This is a genomic window from Petrotoga olearia DSM 13574 (genome assembly GCF_002895525.1).
GTDB lineage: Bacteria > Thermotogota > Thermotogae > Petrotogales > Petrotogaceae > Petrotoga > Petrotoga olearia.
In genome coordinates, this window is sequence record NZ_AZRL01000021.1 from 108076 (window position 1) to 125362 (window position 17287).

Genomic DNA, 17287 nt, shown 5'->3' on the forward strand with positions numbered 1-17287 from the left:
ATGGCTGACATATCTGTAGACTTATTAGGAATGTTGTTGAAAACCCCTGTAATGCCTGCTGCAGGACCACCTATTAAAGATGGAGAGTGTGCTCACAAAGCCAAAGAAGGGGGAGCTGGTGCGATTGTTACCAAAACGGTTTCCGTACGAGCTGCAAAAGTTCCAAAACCAAACATGGCTCAAGTAAAAGGAGGGTTTATAAATACCGAACTTTGGTCCGAATTATCTCTAGAACAATGGATTGAAAATGAATATCCTCAGGTAGTTGAAACAGGGTTGCCTGTGATAATAGGCGTTGGGTATACTTCTGAAGATATAAAAGAAGTAATACCAAAAGTAGAACGGTTCGCTGATGCTTTTGAACTGTCTACACATTACCTTGGTAATGACCCTACCCCCATGATTAATAGTATAAGAGCAGCAAAAGAAAGTACAGATCTACCCGTTATGGTAAAACTTAGTCCTCAAATAGACATTCCAACGTTCGCTAAAGAGGCTGAAAAGGCTGGTGCAGATGGTTTAGTCTTAATAAACTCCTTTGGTCCTACCTTAGACATTGATTTAGAAAGTGGTAAACCTTTATTGGGAAGTAAAAATGGTTTCGGATGGTTATCAGGTCAGGCAATATTTCCTTTAGCTTTGAGGGCAGTTTTTGAGGCTGTAAGGTCGGTTAATATTCCCGTGGTTGGAGTAGGTGGAATCAGTACAGGTAAAGAAGCAATAAAAATGATAATGGCAGGGGCCCAAGCTGTACAAGTTTGTACCGCCGCTATTTTGAATGGACCTCAAATATATAAAAAGATTGCTAATGAAATTGAAAAGTATTTGGACGACCATGGATTTAAGTCTTTAGAAGAAATTAGGGGAATAGCTCAAAAAAATATTGTTAATGAGACAAATTATAATTTGATATTTCCAACCGTAAACGATGAAAAATGTACAGAATGCGGGCTATGTGTTAAAAGTTGTGTTTATGATGCGATCCATCTCATAAAAGAACTTCACAGTGTGAGAATAGATACAAACAAATGCGCTGGTTGTGGATTATGTGTGACAAGATGTAATTTCAATTCTCTCTCCTTATCTTTATAAAGGAGGAAAATACTATTGTCAAACAAAGATCTTTTATCAATAGCTTTAGGAAATGAAAAAGCGGATCTAGTATTCAAAAACGGGAAAATAATAGACGTTTTTAACGAAAAAGTTATAAAAGAGGATTTGGCCATTTCCAATGGTGTAATAATCGGCTTTGGAAAGTATGAAGGCAGGGAAGAAGTTGACATAGAAGGCAAATTCATATCTCCGGGGTTTATAGATGCTCATCTGCATTTAGAAAGTACTATGGTGACAATAGAAGAATTCGCTAAAACGGTTATCCCTTTAGGAACCTTGACCCTTGTTGCCGATCCACATGAGATAGCAAATGTAGCTGGGAAGGTTGGTATAAAATATTTCTTAACAATCGGGAATAACATACCATGGAATTTTAATTTAATGGTTCCTTCTTGTGTGCCCGTGACCACTTTCGATAAATCGGGATCTGTACTAAATGCAGAGAAAATAAAAGAATTAATTACAGAAGAAAATTTTTTTGGTCTTGGTGAGGTTATGGATTATGAAGGAGTTTTAACAGGTCAAGATTATATTTGGGATAAGATAGAACTCATGAAAGACTATTTCATTGATGGTCATGCTCCAAAATTACAAGGAAAAATTTTAAACGCCTATCTTTTAGCTGGAATCATGGCCGATCACGAAACTACATCCCCCAATGAGGCATTAGAAAAGATTTCAAAAGGAATGTACATAATGGTCAGGGAAGGTTCAGTCACAAGGGATCTTCAGAGTTTGTTACCTGCAATTAACGATAAAAACAACTGTAACTTTTTATTTGCCACAGATGACAAACACCCTGAAGACCTTATCTCAGAAGGCCATATAAATTTTATGATTAAAAAGGCCATAAAACTTGGTATAGAACCTTTAAGGGCAATAAAACTCGCAACAATTAATGCTGCTCGTTCTTTAGGACTACACCGTTTAGGAGGGATTGCTCCAGGATACAAGGCTGATCTTCTAATAATAGATAATTTAGATGAATTGGGCATTTTCCAAGTGTACAAAGACGGAAAAAAAGTAGCGGAAAATGGGAAAGCTTTATTCCAAGTTAATTCTAATAACTTTGAAAGGCCTCCAACAATTTTTCATTCTGTAAATATTGCCCCCATTAGAGAAGAGGATTTCAAAATTCCTAAAGGGAAAACTTACCGTGTTATTAACATGATTCAGGATCAGATTATCACAGGAGAGGAGTTTTTCTCATTTCCATACAGTTTTGAAGAAGAACGATTTATAAGGTATAATATAAATAAAATTGCGGTTGTAGAAAGACACAAAAGTACTGGAAAGATTGGTTTGGGTTTGATAAGGGGTTTTGGATTAGAGTCTGGTGCCATCGCAAGCTCCATAGCTCATGATTCTCACAACATTATTGTTTTAGGCACAAATTCAAGCGATATGAAGATAGCAGTAGAAAAAATTGCAGAAATTCAGGGAGGAATTGTGATTGCAAATAATCAAAAAATCGTTGATTTCATCGAACTACCCATTGGAGGGCTTATTTCTACCGATCCAATCGGGAAAGTATCTGAAAAACTGCAAGAACTTAGAAAAATTGCACATAATTTAGGGGTCAAAACAAATAGTCCTTTCATGACATTGGCGTTTATGGGATTACCAGTGGTTCCCAAATTAAAGATAACTTGTGATGGGTTATACGACGTTGAAAATCATATCTTTGTATCATTGGTTGTAAATTGACATTTAAAAAGGGGGTTAAACTTATGGCAAACACTCAGCAAAAAGGTTTTTTTGAAAGGGCTTTCAAGTTAAAAGAGAACGGTACAAACGTTAGAACTGAGGTCTTAGCAGGTATCACAACGTTTATGACGATGGCTTATATCATCTTCGTAAACCCTTCTATACTTAGTGATGCAGGAATGCCTTTCAACGGTGTCTTCATAGCCACTATAGCTGGTGCAATTTTAGGTACTGTCATGATGGCCTTACTTACCAATTATCCGTTTGCATTGGCTTCAGGAATGGGCTTGAATGCTTTCTTTGCCTATTCAGTCGTAATAGGTATGGGGGTTTCGTGGCAAACCGCCCTAGGAATAGTATTTATAGAAGGTATAATCTTTATTGTGCTTAGTGTTACACCTGTAAGAAAGATGATCGTTAATTCGATTCCAATGAGTTTGAAAACGGGGATAAGTTCAGGAATAGGTTTATTTATAGCTTTTATAGGTTTGCAAAACGCTGGTATAGTAGTAGCAGATCCTGCAACATTGGTAAGAATGGGAGACTTATTCGCTGGACCAGCTTTAATAGCACTATTAGGCCTAATTATAACGGGAATTTTACACGCTTTAAGGGTAAAAGGGGCTCTATTGTTGGGAATTATAATCGCTACGATTTTAGGACTATTCAACGGTGTTACACCAGCACCTGAAGGTGTTGTAGCATTGCCAAAAATGGCTGACTGGTCTCAAGTTTTGTTCCAACTCGATATTAAATCTGCATTTAATATCGGCATGATAGGTGTTTTAATTTCTTTCTTATTTGTAGATCTTTTTGATACTGCAGGTACGTTGGTAGGGGTTAGTCAACAAGCGGGTTATTTGAAAGAGGACGGATCTTTACCAAAAGCAGATAGAGCTCTTTTAGCTGACGCTATCGCTACTACAGGTGGTGCCGTATTTGGAACCAGTACGGTTACAACATACGTTGAATCTGCTTCAGGTGTCTCAGAAGGCGGAAGAACTGGGTTAACAGGTATAGTCGTGGCTATTTTATTCTTTCTTTCTTTGTTCTTTCAACCTATAATAGCTATAGTTCCAGGTGCTGCAACAGCACCAGCTTTGATAATCGTCGGCGTAATGATGTTGTCGAATATAAGAAGCATAAAATGGGAAGATTTTACTGAAGTTTTTCCGGCTTTCGTGGCAATGATAGTAATGCCTTTAACTTATTCTATTTCTAACGGAATAGCTCTAGGCTTTATAACCTATCCTTTAATCAAATTATTCACTGGCAAAGGTAAAGAAGTTCACTGGTTAGTATACGTTTTGTGTGCTCTTTTTATTGTCTACTTTATTTGGCTTTAAATTTTTTAGGTAAGGAAGTGAAGTTTTACAATGATATCAGCGGTGGTATTAGCGGCTGGAGAGTCCCTAAGGATGAAGACTCCAAAGCAGATTTTGCCTTGGGGAGACAAAACTGTTTTAGAAACCGTTGTTACTAGACTTTTGAAATGTCAATATATAGATGACGAAATAATAGTCGTTTTAGGAGGCAACTTTGAGAAGATAGGCCCCATTTTTTCGAAGTATGAAGACCACCGTTTGAAAATTGTAAAGAATAACGATTACAAAAAAGGCATGTTAACAAGTGTTTGGAGTGGTTTAAACTCGTTATCCAAAGATTCTGAATTCATACTCTTCACACTTGGAGACATGCCTTTAATCAAAATTCAAACCTTCAATGAACTTACTAGATTTGCAATAAATAACAAAACAATCATATTAGCACCTACCTATCAAGGGAGAAGAGGTCACCCACTGATTGTACATAAAAGTCAGATACCCGATATTTATCAATTATCTGGACCTGGAGGATTAAGAACACTCTTAAGTAATCATCCTGAACGGGTATCTCTTCACGAGGTTAACGATGAAGGCATTATCATCGATATCGATACAATTGAAGATTACAATATATATCTAAAAACACAAAAAGGAGATGATAGTGAATGAAAAGAATCTCATCCTTTTTTTTGATTTTATTTCTTTTAACTTTCACATCAGTTTTATTGTCTGAAACCATAACGGTTATAGATATGGTTGGAAGGGAGGTAACTGTACCTTCTAAAATTGAACGTATCGTGACAACTTACAAGCCAGCAACTCAATTTGTATTTGCATTAAACGCTCAAAAAATGCTTGTTGGTGTGGATAATACATCAACAAAAGAAAAATTATTTACTTTAATCTATCCAGAGGTCGAATCTTTAATAGAAGTAGGTTCAAAAAGAGAAGGAGTAAATATTGAAACTGTTGCTTCTTTAAATCCAGATTTAGTAATATTATTTCCACATAACCAGGCTGAATTCACCGCTTCCAAATTAGAAACGCTGGGAATTTCCACCATTATTATCAATCCCGAAAGTTTAGAAGAAATAAGAGAAACAAATAGACTATTAGGAGAAGTATTAGGATTAGAAGATAGAGCAAAAACTGTAGATGACCAGTTTGATAATATTTTAAAAATACTAGAAAAGGCTAAAAATTTGCCAGAAGATCAGAAAAAAGTTGTCTATTTTGCTAATTCTCAACTATTAGATACCGTGGGAAAAAATATGATGCAAACGGATATAATAGAGTGGGCTGGCGGAATTAATCCAGCGGCAAAAAGCGATGCAGGGTTCATAAAGATATCTCCAGAACAGTTAATAGCTTGGAATCCTGATTTTATAGTTACATCCCAAAAATTCCAAGGTGATATAGATCAATTGTATAAAGAAGTAAAATATCAAAACGTTAAGGCTTTTAAAAACAAACAAATATATCGCTTCCCCTCCATCCTTGAACCATGGGATTATCCTAACCCATCATCTTATTTGGGTATGTTATGGTTAGCAACAAAAATACATCCTGAACTTTTTTCGGATATTGATTTCGATAAAGTAGCTGACGAATTTTACGATACTTTATACGGAGTTCCATACAGTGAATTGTTATCTAAAATTGAAAAGTAATTCTATAAACTTATTTATATGGAGATATTAATATGCATTTTCACATTAAAAATCATACTACAGTTCAAAAAAATAGAAGAATACTTTTATATCTCACATTAATTTTATTATTAGTATTTATTATTTCACTTTTTGTTGGTAGATACCCCCTATCATTTTCCGAAATTACTACAACGATAAAAAACTTAGTTTTAGGCAATGAGGTACAAAAAACCAACGAATGGTTAGTTTTCTACCACATTCGGTTACCTAGAATAATACTGGTAATATTTGTTGGTTCCGTTTTATCTATAACTGGCGCAACATATCAAAGTGTTTTTAGAAACCCTCTGGCTTCTCCATCAATTCTTGGCGTATCAGCGGGATCAGCATTTGGAGTAGCCCTAGCTATCTTAATCAGTGAAGATTTTTTAATCGGTACTTACTTATTATCTTTTGTTTTAGGGCTAGTTGCCGTTCTTTTTACTTTTTTCATTTCTGTTTGGAGTAAAGTAAAAGGGGTTACCGTCCTTGTTTTGGCAGGAATGGCTGTAACCTCTTTCTTCAACGCCTGTGTCTCTTTAGTACAATACTTAGCAGACCCTTACGAAAAATTACCTAATATTGTTTTTTGGCTAATGGGGAGTTTCAATAGGGCAGGCTGGAGAGAAGTATATATTTCATTATTTACAATGCTTCCAGGGATAATAATTCTTCTTATTTTAAGATGGTATTTGAACGTTATGTCTATGGGAGAAGAAGAAGCATTATCCATGGGAATAAATGTACGAAGAATGAGGATTTTATTGATCATTGTGAGTACAGTTATGGTTGCTCCCACCGTGGCTGTTGCAGGGCAAATAAGCTGGATTGGGTTAATTACTCCACATATTGCCAGGTATATAATAGGTGCAAACCATAGATACATGCTTCCTGCAACGTGTATCTTGGGTTCTGTGCTTCTGTTAATTATGGACGACATCGCCAGAACAATCACACCCGCAGAAATCCCTATAAGTATTGTTACCGCATTTATAGGGGCACCATTTTTTGTCTATCTTTTATTAAGAAGAAGAGAAAGTGGGTGGAATCAATGATATCTGTTAATAATATATCTTTTTCTTACGACACTGTTGGAGACACGATTAAAAATATCAGTTTTACTTTGAACAAAGGTGAACTAATTGCTTTGTTAGGGCCTAACGGTTCAGGTAAATCAACTATACTAAAATGTTTAAACGGCATATTGAAGCCAAAAACTGGGGAAATATACATAGAAAATTACAATATTAAAGATTTAAGTTATAAAGAAATAGCAAAATTCATAAGTATAGTTCCCCAGGAACATTCTGCCGTATTTTCATACCTTGTGATAGATATAGTAGCCATGGGAATCACTCCCTATCTTTCTTTTGGAAGGATGCCCACAACAAAAGATTATAAGGAAGCATATACAAAGTTAGAATTTTTTAATATTCAACATCTTGCTGAAAAAAATTATAACCAATTGAGCGGCGGAGAGAAACAATTGGTGCTAATTGCAAGAGCTTTGATGCAAAATACAGATTACCTGATCATGGATGAACCTACTTCTCATTTGGATTTTAAGAATCAACATCTATTAATGGAAGAATTGAAAAAATTGAGTGAAAACGGAAAAGGAGTTATTACGGCACTTCATGATCCTAATCTTGCTTTAAGATTCTGTGATAGAATAATAATGGTAAAAAATGGTGAAATAATATGTAGTGGCGATAAAACTGAAGTAATGAACTCACAAAATTTACAAATCCTCTACGACGTACCAGTTTCAATGAACAAGGTGGAAGACGTTAGTATAATATACATAAACTAATAAAATATTAAGAGTCTATAACTTTAGAAGGTGAAATTATGGAAGAAACGAAAATAAAGGAAAAAGCACAATTTAAAGTAAGCAAGGGATTTCCAGTCTTAGGTACGTCTATAGATAGAGGAGGAGTTAATTTTGGTGTTTTCACGAGAAACGGAACATCAGTTACTTTAGAGATATATGAAAATTACTATGATGAAGAACCAGCTTTTAAATATGTTCTCGATAAAAAAGAAAATAGAACAGGCAATATTTGGCACGTTTTTGTTGAACAAGCAAGAGCAGGTATGTCCTATGGTTGGCGTATTGATGGACCTTACAATCCAGAGGAAGGGTTTAGATTCAACAAAAACAAATTACTCTTAGATCCGTATGCTAAAGTAATTGGAGGAAGTTTAGATTTTTCGGAAGAATCCATTTTCGGTTATGACAAAAATGATCCTAAAAAAGACCTAAGTTTTTCTACTTTGGATTCTGCAAAGTCTCAAGTGAAATCTTTTATTTGGGATAGTCGTGGCTATAACTGGAAAAATGATGAAAATCCACGTCATCCACTAAACGATATGATTATTTATGAACTTCATGTCAGACTTTACACAATAAATCCAAATTCTAATGTTGAACATCGAGGAACTTATAAGGGAATCGCTGAAAAAATAAATTATTTAAAAGGTTTAGGAGTAAACGCTGTTGAACTCATGCCTATCTTTGCGTTCCCTTTGAACGATAATCCCAACCTTAACCCAATAACTGGTGAACAGTTAAAAAACGTTTGGGGTTACAATCCTGTAAACTTTTTTTCAGTGACAAGTAATTACAGATATGGTGTAAAAATTGGTGAAGAAATAATTCAATTTCAGGATTTAGTTTTTGAATTACACAAAAATGGAATAGAAGTAATATTAGACGTTGTATTTAATCATACTGCTGAAGGAAATGAGTTAGGACCAACTCTCAATTTTAGAGGATTAGAAAACTCTGTTTATTATCTTTTGAACAATCGTAATCCAAGATATTATGAAAATTTTTCAGGAACTGGAAATACTATTAATTCTAGTCATTATGTTGTAAAACAAATGATTTTGGATAGTTTGAGGTATTGGGTTTCCGAGATGCATGTAGATGGTTTTAGATTCGATCTAGCTTCTATTTTAGGAAGAGATTCAAAAGGAAATTGGATTGGCGATTTGTCTCTATTAAAAGACATTGCTGATGACCCTATTTTGGCTGGAACCAAACTCATAGCAGAAGGTTGGGATGCCGCTGGAGGATACTACGTTGGTGATTTTCCCACTGGATGGGCAGAATGGAATGGAAAGTTCAGAGACACTGTGAGAAGATTTGTTAAAGGCGATAATGGTGTAGTTTCAGATTTAGCAACCAGGATAGCTGGAAGCCCGGATCTTTTTGAAAAGAGAGGCAGAAAGCCTTACCATAGTGTCAATTTTATTACTTCACACGATGGATTTACCATGTGGGATTTAGTTTCTTACAACACTAAGCACAATGAAGCTAACGGAGAAAATAATCGTGATGGAACTGACGCCAATTATAGTTTCAATTACGGGGTTGAAGGAGAGACTAACGACGAAAATATAATAAAACTCAGAAAACAACAAATTAAAAATTTCATAACTATATTAATGGTATCACAAGGGTTACCTATGATTTTAATGGGTGACGAATTCTGTAGAACTCAATTTGGTAACAACAACGCTTACTGCCAAGATAATTACATTTCATGGGTGGATTGGAGCAGAAAAGTAAAATTCAACGACATTTTTAATTTCACAAAAAATATGATCAATTTCAGGAAAAGTCACTGTGCTTTAAGAAGAGACCGATTTTTCACTGGTAGAGATCTCAATGGTGATGGAATAGCCGATATAACCTGGCATGGTGTTAAGCCCTTTAAACCAGATTTTGGATACCATTCTCATAGTCTCGCATTTATGATAAGTGGGGAAGATTATATTCAAGGATGCAAAGAAAACGATAATGATATATACATAGCTTTAAATTCTTTTATAAAGGATTTACAATTTGAAATTCCAAAATTACAAAATGGGAAAAAATGGTATAGGGTAGTAGATACATCTGAAGAATCACCCAACGATTTCCTCTTAGAACCTTCTATAGTCAAAGACAATCACTATATTGTACATTCAAGAAGCTCAATAGTTTTAATTTCAAAATAACAAAAGGAGGAGTTTTACAATGCTCACTGATATCGAAATTGCTAGATCTGCAAAGCTAAAAAAAATTGATTTAATTGCCAACGAACTGGATATCCCAGAGGAGTACTACAATCTTTACGGAAAAAACATCGCTAAAGTTTCCCACAAATATTTGAACGAGCTTGACTTCAAAAATGATGGTAATTTAGTAATGGTCACCGCTATTACTCCAACCCCTGCTGGTGAAGGAAAAACTACAACAAGTATCTCACTATCCATGGCTTTAAACAAAATCCACAAAAGGTCAATAGTTACGCTAAGAGAACCTTCTTTGGGTCCAGTAATGGGTATAAAAGGGGGCGCAGCAGGAGGTGGCTACTCTCAAGTCCTTCCTATGGAAGACATAAACTTACATTTCACAGGAGACATTCATGCCGTTTCCTCAACCCATAACCTAGTATCTGCAGTTTTAGATGATTACATAAAGTACGATAAATGTGACATAGATTCAGCTGAAGTTTCTTGGCCTCGAACTATGGATATGAACGATAGAGCATTAAGGCAAATAATAGTGGCCTTGGGTGGAAAGAAAAACGGTTATCCTAGAGAAGACGGCTTTATCATCACAGCTGCTTCAGAAATAATGGCAATATTATGTTTGACAGAAAATTTAGAAGATTTAAAGAAAAAATTATCAAATATAGTAGTTGCAAGAAATAAAAATAGAGAACCTGTAACTGTAAAAGATTTAGAAATCGCAGGGGCTCTTTCTGTACTGTTAAAAGATGCGATAAATCCTAACTTAGTTCAAACAATAGAAAATACACCTGCTTTCGTTCATGGTGGACCTTTTGCAAATATAGCCCACGGAACCAATTCTATCTTAGCAACTAAACTTGCTTTGAAACTTTCTGATTTTGTTGTAACAGAAACAGGTTTTGGTTCTGATTTAGGAGGAGAAAAATTCTACGATTTTGTTGCTCCCACTTTTGGTCTGAAACCATCTGTAACTGTATTGGTAGCCACAATAAGAGCTTTAAAATACCATGGAGGCCAAAACCTAAAAGATTTGAATACACCAAACCTTGAAAGTTTAGAAAAAGGGTTACCTAACTTACAGGTTCATGTTGAAAACCTTAAAAAATACAATATCCCTGTTGTTGTCTCTTTAAATAAATTTTACTCAGATACGGATGACGAGATCAATATGGTAAAAGATTATTGCAATAAATTAGGCGTAGAAGTTAGTGTCAATGAAGGATTTGAGAAAGGCTCGGACGGTGCCATAGATTTAGCTGAAAAAGTAGTAAAAGTTAGTGAACAAAGTTCCGAATTGAAAAGTATTTACGACTTTGAAGATCCTTTAGAAGTTAAAATAGATAAGTTAGCAAAAAATATTTATCGTGCAGCCGAGGTTGAATACTCTTCCCAGGCATTATCATCTATAAAATTTTTAAAAAAATACGGATACGAGAATCTCCCTGTAATTGTTGCAAAAACCCAGTATTCCATATCCGACGACCCCAAAAAACTTGGATTCCCAAAGGATTATACTTTTACAATAAGAGATTTTGAACTTTCAGCAGGTGCTGGTTTCATCGTTGCATTGGCAGGAGATATATTGAGAATGCCAGGTCTTTCAAAGGTTCCCAATGCAGTCAACATGGACATAGACAAAGAAGGAAACATCTCCGGGTTGTCATGAGTATTCAAACAGTAAGAGATTTATTTGCTTCATTGAAAACAATAAGATCTAGCTATCACTTTTAGGGGGTATCACATTATGTTAATCGAAGTAAAAAATATTATTGATAAAATAAAAACAGAAATATCGTCACTCAAAGAAAAACTTTCCTATGAACCTAAGCTAGTAAGTTTAGTTGTTGAACCTGATGAATCTACTAAATCCTATCTCAATTCGCAAAAAAGAAATGCAAAAAAATATGGAATCAATTTAGAAATCATAGAAAGCAGTGATTTGATTGACGATCTAAGAAAATATAACGAAGACGATAGTACAGATGCTATCTTTGTTGCAAGGCCTTTAAAGAAGGGATTCACTGAATTAGATATAGCACAATATATCAATCCTGAAAAAGATGTGGAAGGGGTAAGTTTATACAACATCGGTTCAATGTTCTACGAAAAAGAATTATTTGTACCTTGTACTGCTGACGCTGTAGTGAAAATAATAGAAGATACAACTGACGTTAAAGGGAAGAATATTGTTATACTCGGGAGAAGTACTACGGTAGGAAAACCTGCTGCTCTAATGCTCCAAAGACACGGAAGAGATGCAACAGTCACCGTCACACATACAAAAACTAAGAATTTAAAAGAGATAGCAAAAAGTGCAGATATTTTGGTTGCAGCAATAGGTAAGGCTAATTTCGTTGATAGAACTTTTGTAAGAAATGGAATGATTGTAATCGATGTAGGGATTAACGTAGTTGATGGTATGATAGTAGGTGATGTTGATAAGGGCGTCTCAGAAATTTGCCAATTAACACCTGTACCCGGTGGAGTTGGAAGTGTTACCACAGCTATTCTTATGAGAAATGTTTTTAGAGCAGCTATCAATAAAAAAGGAGATCTATAATCTTGAAGTACGATTTTGATGAAATCGTTGATAGAAGGAATACAGAATCCGCAAAATGGAAAGCCATTAAAAAACTTTATGGTAGAGATGACATTATCCCAATGTGGGTTGCCGATATGGATTTTAAATCTCCACCTGAAGTGATTGAAGTATTAAAAAAACGAGCAGAACACGGAATATTTGGTTATCCAATGTTAGATGATGATTACTTCTATCCTTTTATAAATTGGATAGAGATTAAGCATGGTTGCAAGATAAAAAAAGAGTGGATAGTAACAACTGACGGTGTTGTTGATGCCTTAAAAATTGCCATACTTGCCTACTCCAAACCAGGAGATAACGTTGTAATTCAAACCCCTGTTTACTATCCTTTTTATAACATCATCAATTCCAATGGACGGATGATATTAAAAAATTCTCTGAAATTTGAAAACAAAAGTTATAGAATGGACTTTGATGATTTAGAAAAGAAATTCTCACTCAAGAGAACAAAATTATTCATCTTATGTAATCCGCACAACCCAGTTGGAAGGGTATGGAAACGTGAAGAATTAGAAAAGCTAGTCCAATTATGTATTAAATATAATGTCATCTTGTTATCGGACGAAATACATTCAGATCTGGTATTTTCTCCTAATAAACATATCCCCATATTTTCGATCTCGGAAGATATAAAAGACACATCTTTAACTTTTTACGCTCCAAGTAAAACCTTTAATTTAGCCGGATTAAAGGCGTCATTCGTTGTTATTCCTAATGAGCGTTTAAGAACGGAATACAAAAATGTGATCGAAAGTCTTGCAAGCGAATCTTTAAATATTTTTGGAATGGTTGCAGCTAAAGTTGCTTACGAACAAGGTAAAAACTGGCTTGATGATTTACTTAATTACTTGAAAGGCAATATAGATTACGTATACGATTTTTTCAATAAAAAACTACCTAATGTAAAATTGCAAAAACCCGAAGGAACATATTTAATGTGGCTAGATTTTCGGGCATATGGGGATGAACAAAAGGTCAAAGAAATACTTGTAAACAACGCGAAAGTTGGTTTGGAAGAAGGCAGCATCTTTGGAGAAGAAGGTAACGGCTTTTTTAGAATGAATATTGGATGCCCTATATCTATTTTACAAAAAGCATGCAACAGTATTTATGATGCTTTTAAAGATTTATAAAAGTAGAAAAAGTAAGAGGGAGGATTTGATGTATCACAGTGCAAAGCAACTATTGGAACTTTGTGAAAGACAAGAAAAGACAATTTATCAAGTAGTTATAGAAGAAGAATCCAAATCATCTGGTTCAGCTCCTGAAATGATTCTTTCACAAATGAAAGAAATTTTATCCGTCATGAAGCAATCCTCTCAAGGTACCTTGAATAAAAAGGTACCTACTTTATCAGGAATGATGGGAGGAGATGCCCAGCGGGTTAACGAATATCAAAAGAATGCTAAGACCCTTTTAGGGGTCATTCCTAATAAAGCAATGGCTATGGCCCTTTCTACCGCAGAAGTCAATGCCTCTATGGGAAAAATTGTAGCAACTCCTACTGCGGGCTCTTCTGGCATACTGCCAGCAGTCTTGATGACTCTTGAGGAAAGTTTAAATTTGAATGAAGAGGATTTGATCAATGCCCTACTTGTAGCTGCGGGGATTGGACAAGTTATCGGGCAAAATGCAACTTTTTCCGGTGCTGAAGGGGGATGTCAAGTAGAGTGTGGTTCAGCTGCAGCTATGGCTGCGGGAGCTGCAGTGTTTGCTTCAGGAGGAAACAATGAACAAATCTTTCATGCAGCCTCTATTGCACTGATTAATATAATGGGGCTGATTTGTGATCCCGTTGCTGGTTTAGTAGAATTCCCCTGTATTCTGAGAAATGCTTCAGGTGCTATAAATGCCCTGTCTGCTGCAGATCTAGCTCTTGCGGGGGTAAAATCTTTGATACCTTTTGATGAAGTGGTAAAAGCAATGTACAAAGTAGGAAAAGCTCTTCCGGAAAACTTAAGAGAAACAGGGCTTGGTGGTATAGCAGGCACTCCAAAAGGTTGTGCTATAAAAAACTCTCTGCTTAAGAATGGTTAAACTTTGTTACTTTTATTGCAATAATATCAGAAAGATAAAGAAAGGGATATTATATGAAAAACTTAGGTATTTTCGACGTAATCGGTCCCGTTATGATTGGTCCTTCTAGTTCTCATACTGCTGGTGCTGCTAGAATCGCCCTAGTAGCAAGACGTATAGCAGGAATAGGTTATAATCACGTAAATTTTTTTCTTCATGGTTCTTTTGCAGCTACTTATAAAGGCCATGGAACCGATAAAGCCCTTATCGGAGGAATCCTGGGGTTTGAACCTAGTGATGAACGCATTAAGAACTCTATTTTACATGCCAAAAAAGCAGGAATTACTTATAATTTTATTCCTATTGAATTAGAGGATGTCCATTCTAATACGGTAAAAATTGAATTTAATTATCCTGATGGAAGCTGCTTTTATGTTATTGGCTCTTCTATTGGTGGCGCAAATATTGAAATTACTAACATTAATGGTACCTCTGTGACCTTTACCGGAGAAAACCCTACGCTACTTTTTAGATACAAAGAGCAAAAAGGAATGATTGCTTATATTTCCAATGCTTTATATGCTAAAGGGCATAATATTCATTTAATGCTAACTATTAAAGAAGACGATGAGGTACTTCTTGTCGTAGAACTAAATGAAAGTCTAGATTCTGATCTCTTTGAAGCTATAAAAAACGGGAAGTCATTTTTATTTAGCAAATATATTTATGTACCCATTTCAAAAATAGGTAAAAGCAATGATTAAATAGAATTTAAATGTTTAATATTGAAGGTTATAAAAAGTTCGTTAAAATCATGGTTTCAAAGTTTCTAAAGACACTAAACACATAGACTCTTTAGAAATAAAAAGATTTTCAAAAACAAGATTTTGATTTTAAAAGGGTCACAGGGCGGAGCCCTCCCCCACCCTGCTAGGTAAAGGGACCGCAGGTTCATTCCTTAGATGGGCGGGCCCCGGAGCGAAGGGGCGCTGTGTATAAAGTTTTAATGTTTCCAAAAACAGTAAAAAGCACAAAACTAAGGAGGCAACTAACTTTGAGAGACTACAAAAAAATCTACTACGATTGGTTAAATAATCCATATATTGATGAAAAAGCAAAAGAAGAGTTAAAAAGTATTGAAAACAATCCAGAAGAGATAAAAGAAAGATTCTACAAGGATCTCGAATTTGGCACAGCTGGATTGAGAGGAAAATTGGGTATAGGTACTAATATGATGAACATATACATTGTAGGCAGAGCATCTCAAGCCCTTGCCGATTATATAACTGATTTCGGTGAAGAAAGGATGAAGATGGGTGTAGTAATAGCCTACGATGTAAGGCACTTTTCCAAGGAATTCGCAAAAGAATCAGCATTAATCCTTGCAGCTAATGGCGTTAAAGCTTATTTATTTGATTATATTCGGCCCACGCCCGTTTTATCCTTTGCTGTGAGATATTTAAAAACTGCCGCTGGAATAGTCGTTACCGCTAGTCACAATCCGAAAGATTACAATGGTTATAAAGTGTATTGGGAACAAGGATCTCAAATATTAGATGATGTTGCCAATGGAATAGTTGAAAAGATTGAAAATATTGGATACGATTTTAGTAAAATCAAAAAAATAAGCGAAGAAGAAGCACTTAACAAGAATTTACTTCAATATATTTCAAAAGAAGTTGACGAAGAATACATTCAAAGAGTTGAAAGATTGGCGTTAAGAGATGAAGATGTAGACAAAAATATAAAAATAGTTTACACCCCTTTGAATGGAACAGCTAACTATTTTGTTAAAAGAGTACTAAAAGATAGAGGTTTTAAAAATGTATTCATAGTTAAAGAACAAGAACTACCTGATCCAGACTTCAAAAGTGTAGCCAATCCTAATCCAGAATACGAGGTAGCTTTTGAAGAGGCAAAGAAATTAGGTTATGAAAAAAATGCCTTATTACTTTTGGCAAATGATCCTGATGGAGATAGAACCGCTTTAGAAATTTTAGATGACAACAATTACAAGATGTTAAACGGTAACCAAGTTGGAACCCTTTTGGTTAATTACATACTGGAAAGCAAGAGAGAAAAAGGAAGTTTAGAAGATAATTCTGTTATCATAAAATCGATAGTTACAGGAGATCTTACAAAAAGAATTGCAAAAAAACATAACGTTACTGTTATTGAAACACTCACGGGATTTAAAAATATTTGTGGGAAAGAAAACGAATTAGAAAAAGAAGGAAAGAAAAAATTCCTCTTTGGCTTTGAAGAAAGTATCGGTTATATATACGGCACCTTTGTGAGAGATAAAGATGGTATTATTGCCTCGATGCTTATATCAGAGATGACAGGATACTACTCTAAAAAAAATAAGACTTTAATTGACGTATTAGAAGATATTTATCAGGAGTTTGGTTACGAATTAGAAAATAATTATTCCCTTGTTTTAGAAGGGGTTGAAGGCCAAGAAAGAATAAAGAGAATAATGGAGAAATTTAGAAACAACTTCCCCAAAGAAATTGGGGATCTCAAACTTGAACAATACGCTGATTATTTGAAAAGAAAGCTATACAATTTAACAACAGGAGAAATTAACAATATAACAGATATACCTTCTTCTAACGTTTTAAGATTCTGGTTTAGCGATGGTTCATGGTATGCAATTAGGCCTTCTGGAACGGAACCAAAACTTAAAATATACATATATTCAAACGATAAAGAAGAAGAAAAATCAAAAGCAAAGCTCACTTTAATTAAAAATACCGTTGATAGTATCATAGAACACGTTGTTTAGCGTTTCACACCTTATTGGG

At 35.0% G+C, this 17287-nt stretch carries 14 protein-coding genes; all 14 read left to right on the forward strand.

What is annotated here, in order from left to right; all coding sequences use genetic code 11:
* The 14 genes from X929_RS07550 to X929_RS07615 all read left to right on the forward strand — a co-directional run bounded on the left by X929_RS07550 (position 1) and on the right by X929_RS07615 (position 17268).
* A complete protein-coding gene (locus X929_RS07550; protein WP_103067413.1) occupies positions 1–1092 on the forward strand; it encodes a 4Fe-4S binding protein in 1092 nt (363 codons plus the stop codon).
* A gap of 15 nt (positions 1093–1107) precedes the next feature.
* The gene (gene ade, locus X929_RS07555) at positions 1108–2820 is read left to right on the forward strand and encodes an adenine deaminase (RefSeq protein ID WP_103067414.1); all 1713 of its coding nucleotides are present in this window, start codon (positions 1108–1110) and stop codon (positions 2818–2820) included.
* Positions 2821–2843: 23 nt separating this feature from the next.
* Positions 2844–4166 carry an NCS2 family permease gene (locus X929_RS07560; RefSeq protein WP_103067415.1) on the forward strand — a complete coding sequence of 441 codons (1323 nt, stop codon included), beginning with the start codon at positions 2844–2846 and terminating at the stop codon, positions 4164–4166.
* A 30-nt stretch (positions 4167–4196) separates the two neighbouring features.
* On the forward strand, positions 4197–4814 hold the full coding sequence (locus X929_RS07565; RefSeq protein ID WP_103067416.1) for a nucleotidyltransferase family protein: 618 nt from the start codon (positions 4197–4199) through the stop codon (positions 4812–4814).
* Entirely contained in the window at positions 4811–5815 is a 1005-nt protein-coding gene (locus X929_RS07570) for an ABC transporter substrate-binding protein (RefSeq protein WP_103067417.1), read from the forward strand. The genes X929_RS07565 and X929_RS07570 overlap by 4 nt, the downstream gene beginning before the upstream one ends.
* 32 nt (positions 5816–5847) lie before the next feature.
* Positions 5848–6891, forward strand: coding sequence for a FecCD family ABC transporter permease (locus tag X929_RS07575; RefSeq protein ID WP_103067418.1), 1044 nt, complete (start codon positions 5848–5850; stop codon positions 6889–6891).
* On the forward strand, positions 6888–7649 hold the full coding sequence (locus X929_RS07580) for an ABC transporter ATP-binding protein (protein ID WP_103067419.1): 762 nt from the start codon (positions 6888–6890) through the stop codon (positions 7647–7649). Before X929_RS07575 ends, X929_RS07580 begins: the two co-directional genes overlap by 4 nt.
* Before the next feature lie 38 nt (positions 7650–7687).
* On the forward strand, positions 7688–9844 hold the full coding sequence (gene glgX, locus X929_RS07585) for a glycogen debranching protein GlgX (protein WP_103067420.1): 2157 nt from the start codon (positions 7688–7690) through the stop codon (positions 9842–9844).
* 19 nt (positions 9845–9863) lie between these two features.
* Positions 9864–11528: a formate--tetrahydrofolate ligase gene (locus X929_RS07590; RefSeq protein WP_103067421.1), complete on the forward strand. Its 1665-nt coding sequence runs from the start codon at positions 9864–9866 to the stop codon at positions 11526–11528.
* Positions 11529–11606: 78 nt separating this feature from the next.
* Positions 11607–12422 carry a bifunctional 5,10-methylenetetrahydrofolate dehydrogenase/5,10-methenyltetrahydrofolate cyclohydrolase gene (locus tag X929_RS07595; protein ID WP_103067422.1) on the forward strand — a complete coding sequence of 272 codons (816 nt, stop codon included), beginning with the start codon at positions 11607–11609 and terminating at the stop codon, positions 12420–12422.
* A gap of 2 nt (positions 12423–12424) precedes the next feature.
* Positions 12425–13597: a MalY/PatB family protein gene (locus tag X929_RS07600; protein WP_103067423.1), complete on the forward strand. Its 1173-nt coding sequence runs from the start codon at positions 12425–12427 to the stop codon at positions 13595–13597.
* Between the two features lie 28 nt (positions 13598–13625).
* Positions 13626–14501 carry an L-serine ammonia-lyase, iron-sulfur-dependent, subunit alpha gene (gene sdaAA / locus X929_RS07605; protein WP_103067424.1) on the forward strand — a complete coding sequence of 292 codons (876 nt, stop codon included), beginning with the start codon at positions 13626–13628 and terminating at the stop codon, positions 14499–14501.
* Between the two features lie 53 nt (positions 14502–14554).
* Entirely contained in the window at positions 14555–15244 is a 690-nt protein-coding gene (gene sdaAB / locus X929_RS07610) for an L-serine ammonia-lyase, iron-sulfur-dependent subunit beta (RefSeq protein ID WP_103067425.1), read from the forward strand.
* A 242-nt stretch (positions 15245–15486) separates the two neighbouring features.
* Positions 15487–17268, forward strand: coding sequence for a phosphohexomutase domain-containing protein (locus tag X929_RS07615; protein WP_169925009.1), 1782 nt, complete (start codon positions 15487–15489; stop codon positions 17266–17268).
* Positions 17269–17287: the final 19 nt, after the last annotated feature.

What these genes read in the sequence shown, in the direction of transcription:
- X929_RS07590 (WP_103067421.1), top strand. Translation starts at nt 9,864, where the DNA reads ATGCTCACTGATATCGAAATTGCTAGATCTGCAAAGCTAAAAAAAATT.
- X929_RS07550 (WP_103067413.1), top strand. Translation starts at nt 1, where the DNA reads ATGGCTGACATATCTGTAGACTTATTAGGAATGTTGTTGAAAACCCCT.
- X929_RS07615 (WP_169925009.1), top strand. Translation starts at nt 15,487, where the DNA reads ATGTTTCCAAAAACAGTAAAAAGCACAAAACTAAGGAGGCAACTAACT.
- X929_RS07565 (WP_103067416.1), top strand. Translation starts at nt 4,197, where the DNA reads ATGATATCAGCGGTGGTATTAGCGGCTGGAGAGTCCCTAAGGATGAAG.
- X929_RS07575 (WP_103067418.1), top strand. Translation starts at nt 5,848, where the DNA reads ATGCATTTTCACATTAAAAATCATACTACAGTTCAAAAAAATAGAAGA.
- glgX (WP_103067420.1), top strand. Translation starts at nt 7,688, where the DNA reads ATGGAAGAAACGAAAATAAAGGAAAAAGCACAATTTAAAGTAAGCAAG.
- X929_RS07580 (WP_103067419.1), top strand. Translation starts at nt 6,888, where the DNA reads ATGATATCTGTTAATAATATATCTTTTTCTTACGACACTGTTGGAGAC.
- X929_RS07560 (WP_103067415.1), top strand. Translation starts at nt 2,844, where the DNA reads ATGGCAAACACTCAGCAAAAAGGTTTTTTTGAAAGGGCTTTCAAGTTA.
- sdaAB (WP_103067425.1), top strand. Translation starts at nt 14,555, where the DNA reads ATGAAAAACTTAGGTATTTTCGACGTAATCGGTCCCGTTATGATTGGT.
- sdaAA (WP_103067424.1), top strand. Translation starts at nt 13,626, where the DNA reads ATGTATCACAGTGCAAAGCAACTATTGGAACTTTGTGAAAGACAAGAA.
- X929_RS07595 (WP_103067422.1), top strand. Translation starts at nt 11,607, where the DNA reads ATGTTAATCGAAGTAAAAAATATTATTGATAAAATAAAAACAGAAATA.
- X929_RS07570 (WP_103067417.1), top strand. Translation starts at nt 4,811, where the DNA reads ATGAAAAGAATCTCATCCTTTTTTTTGATTTTATTTCTTTTAACTTTC.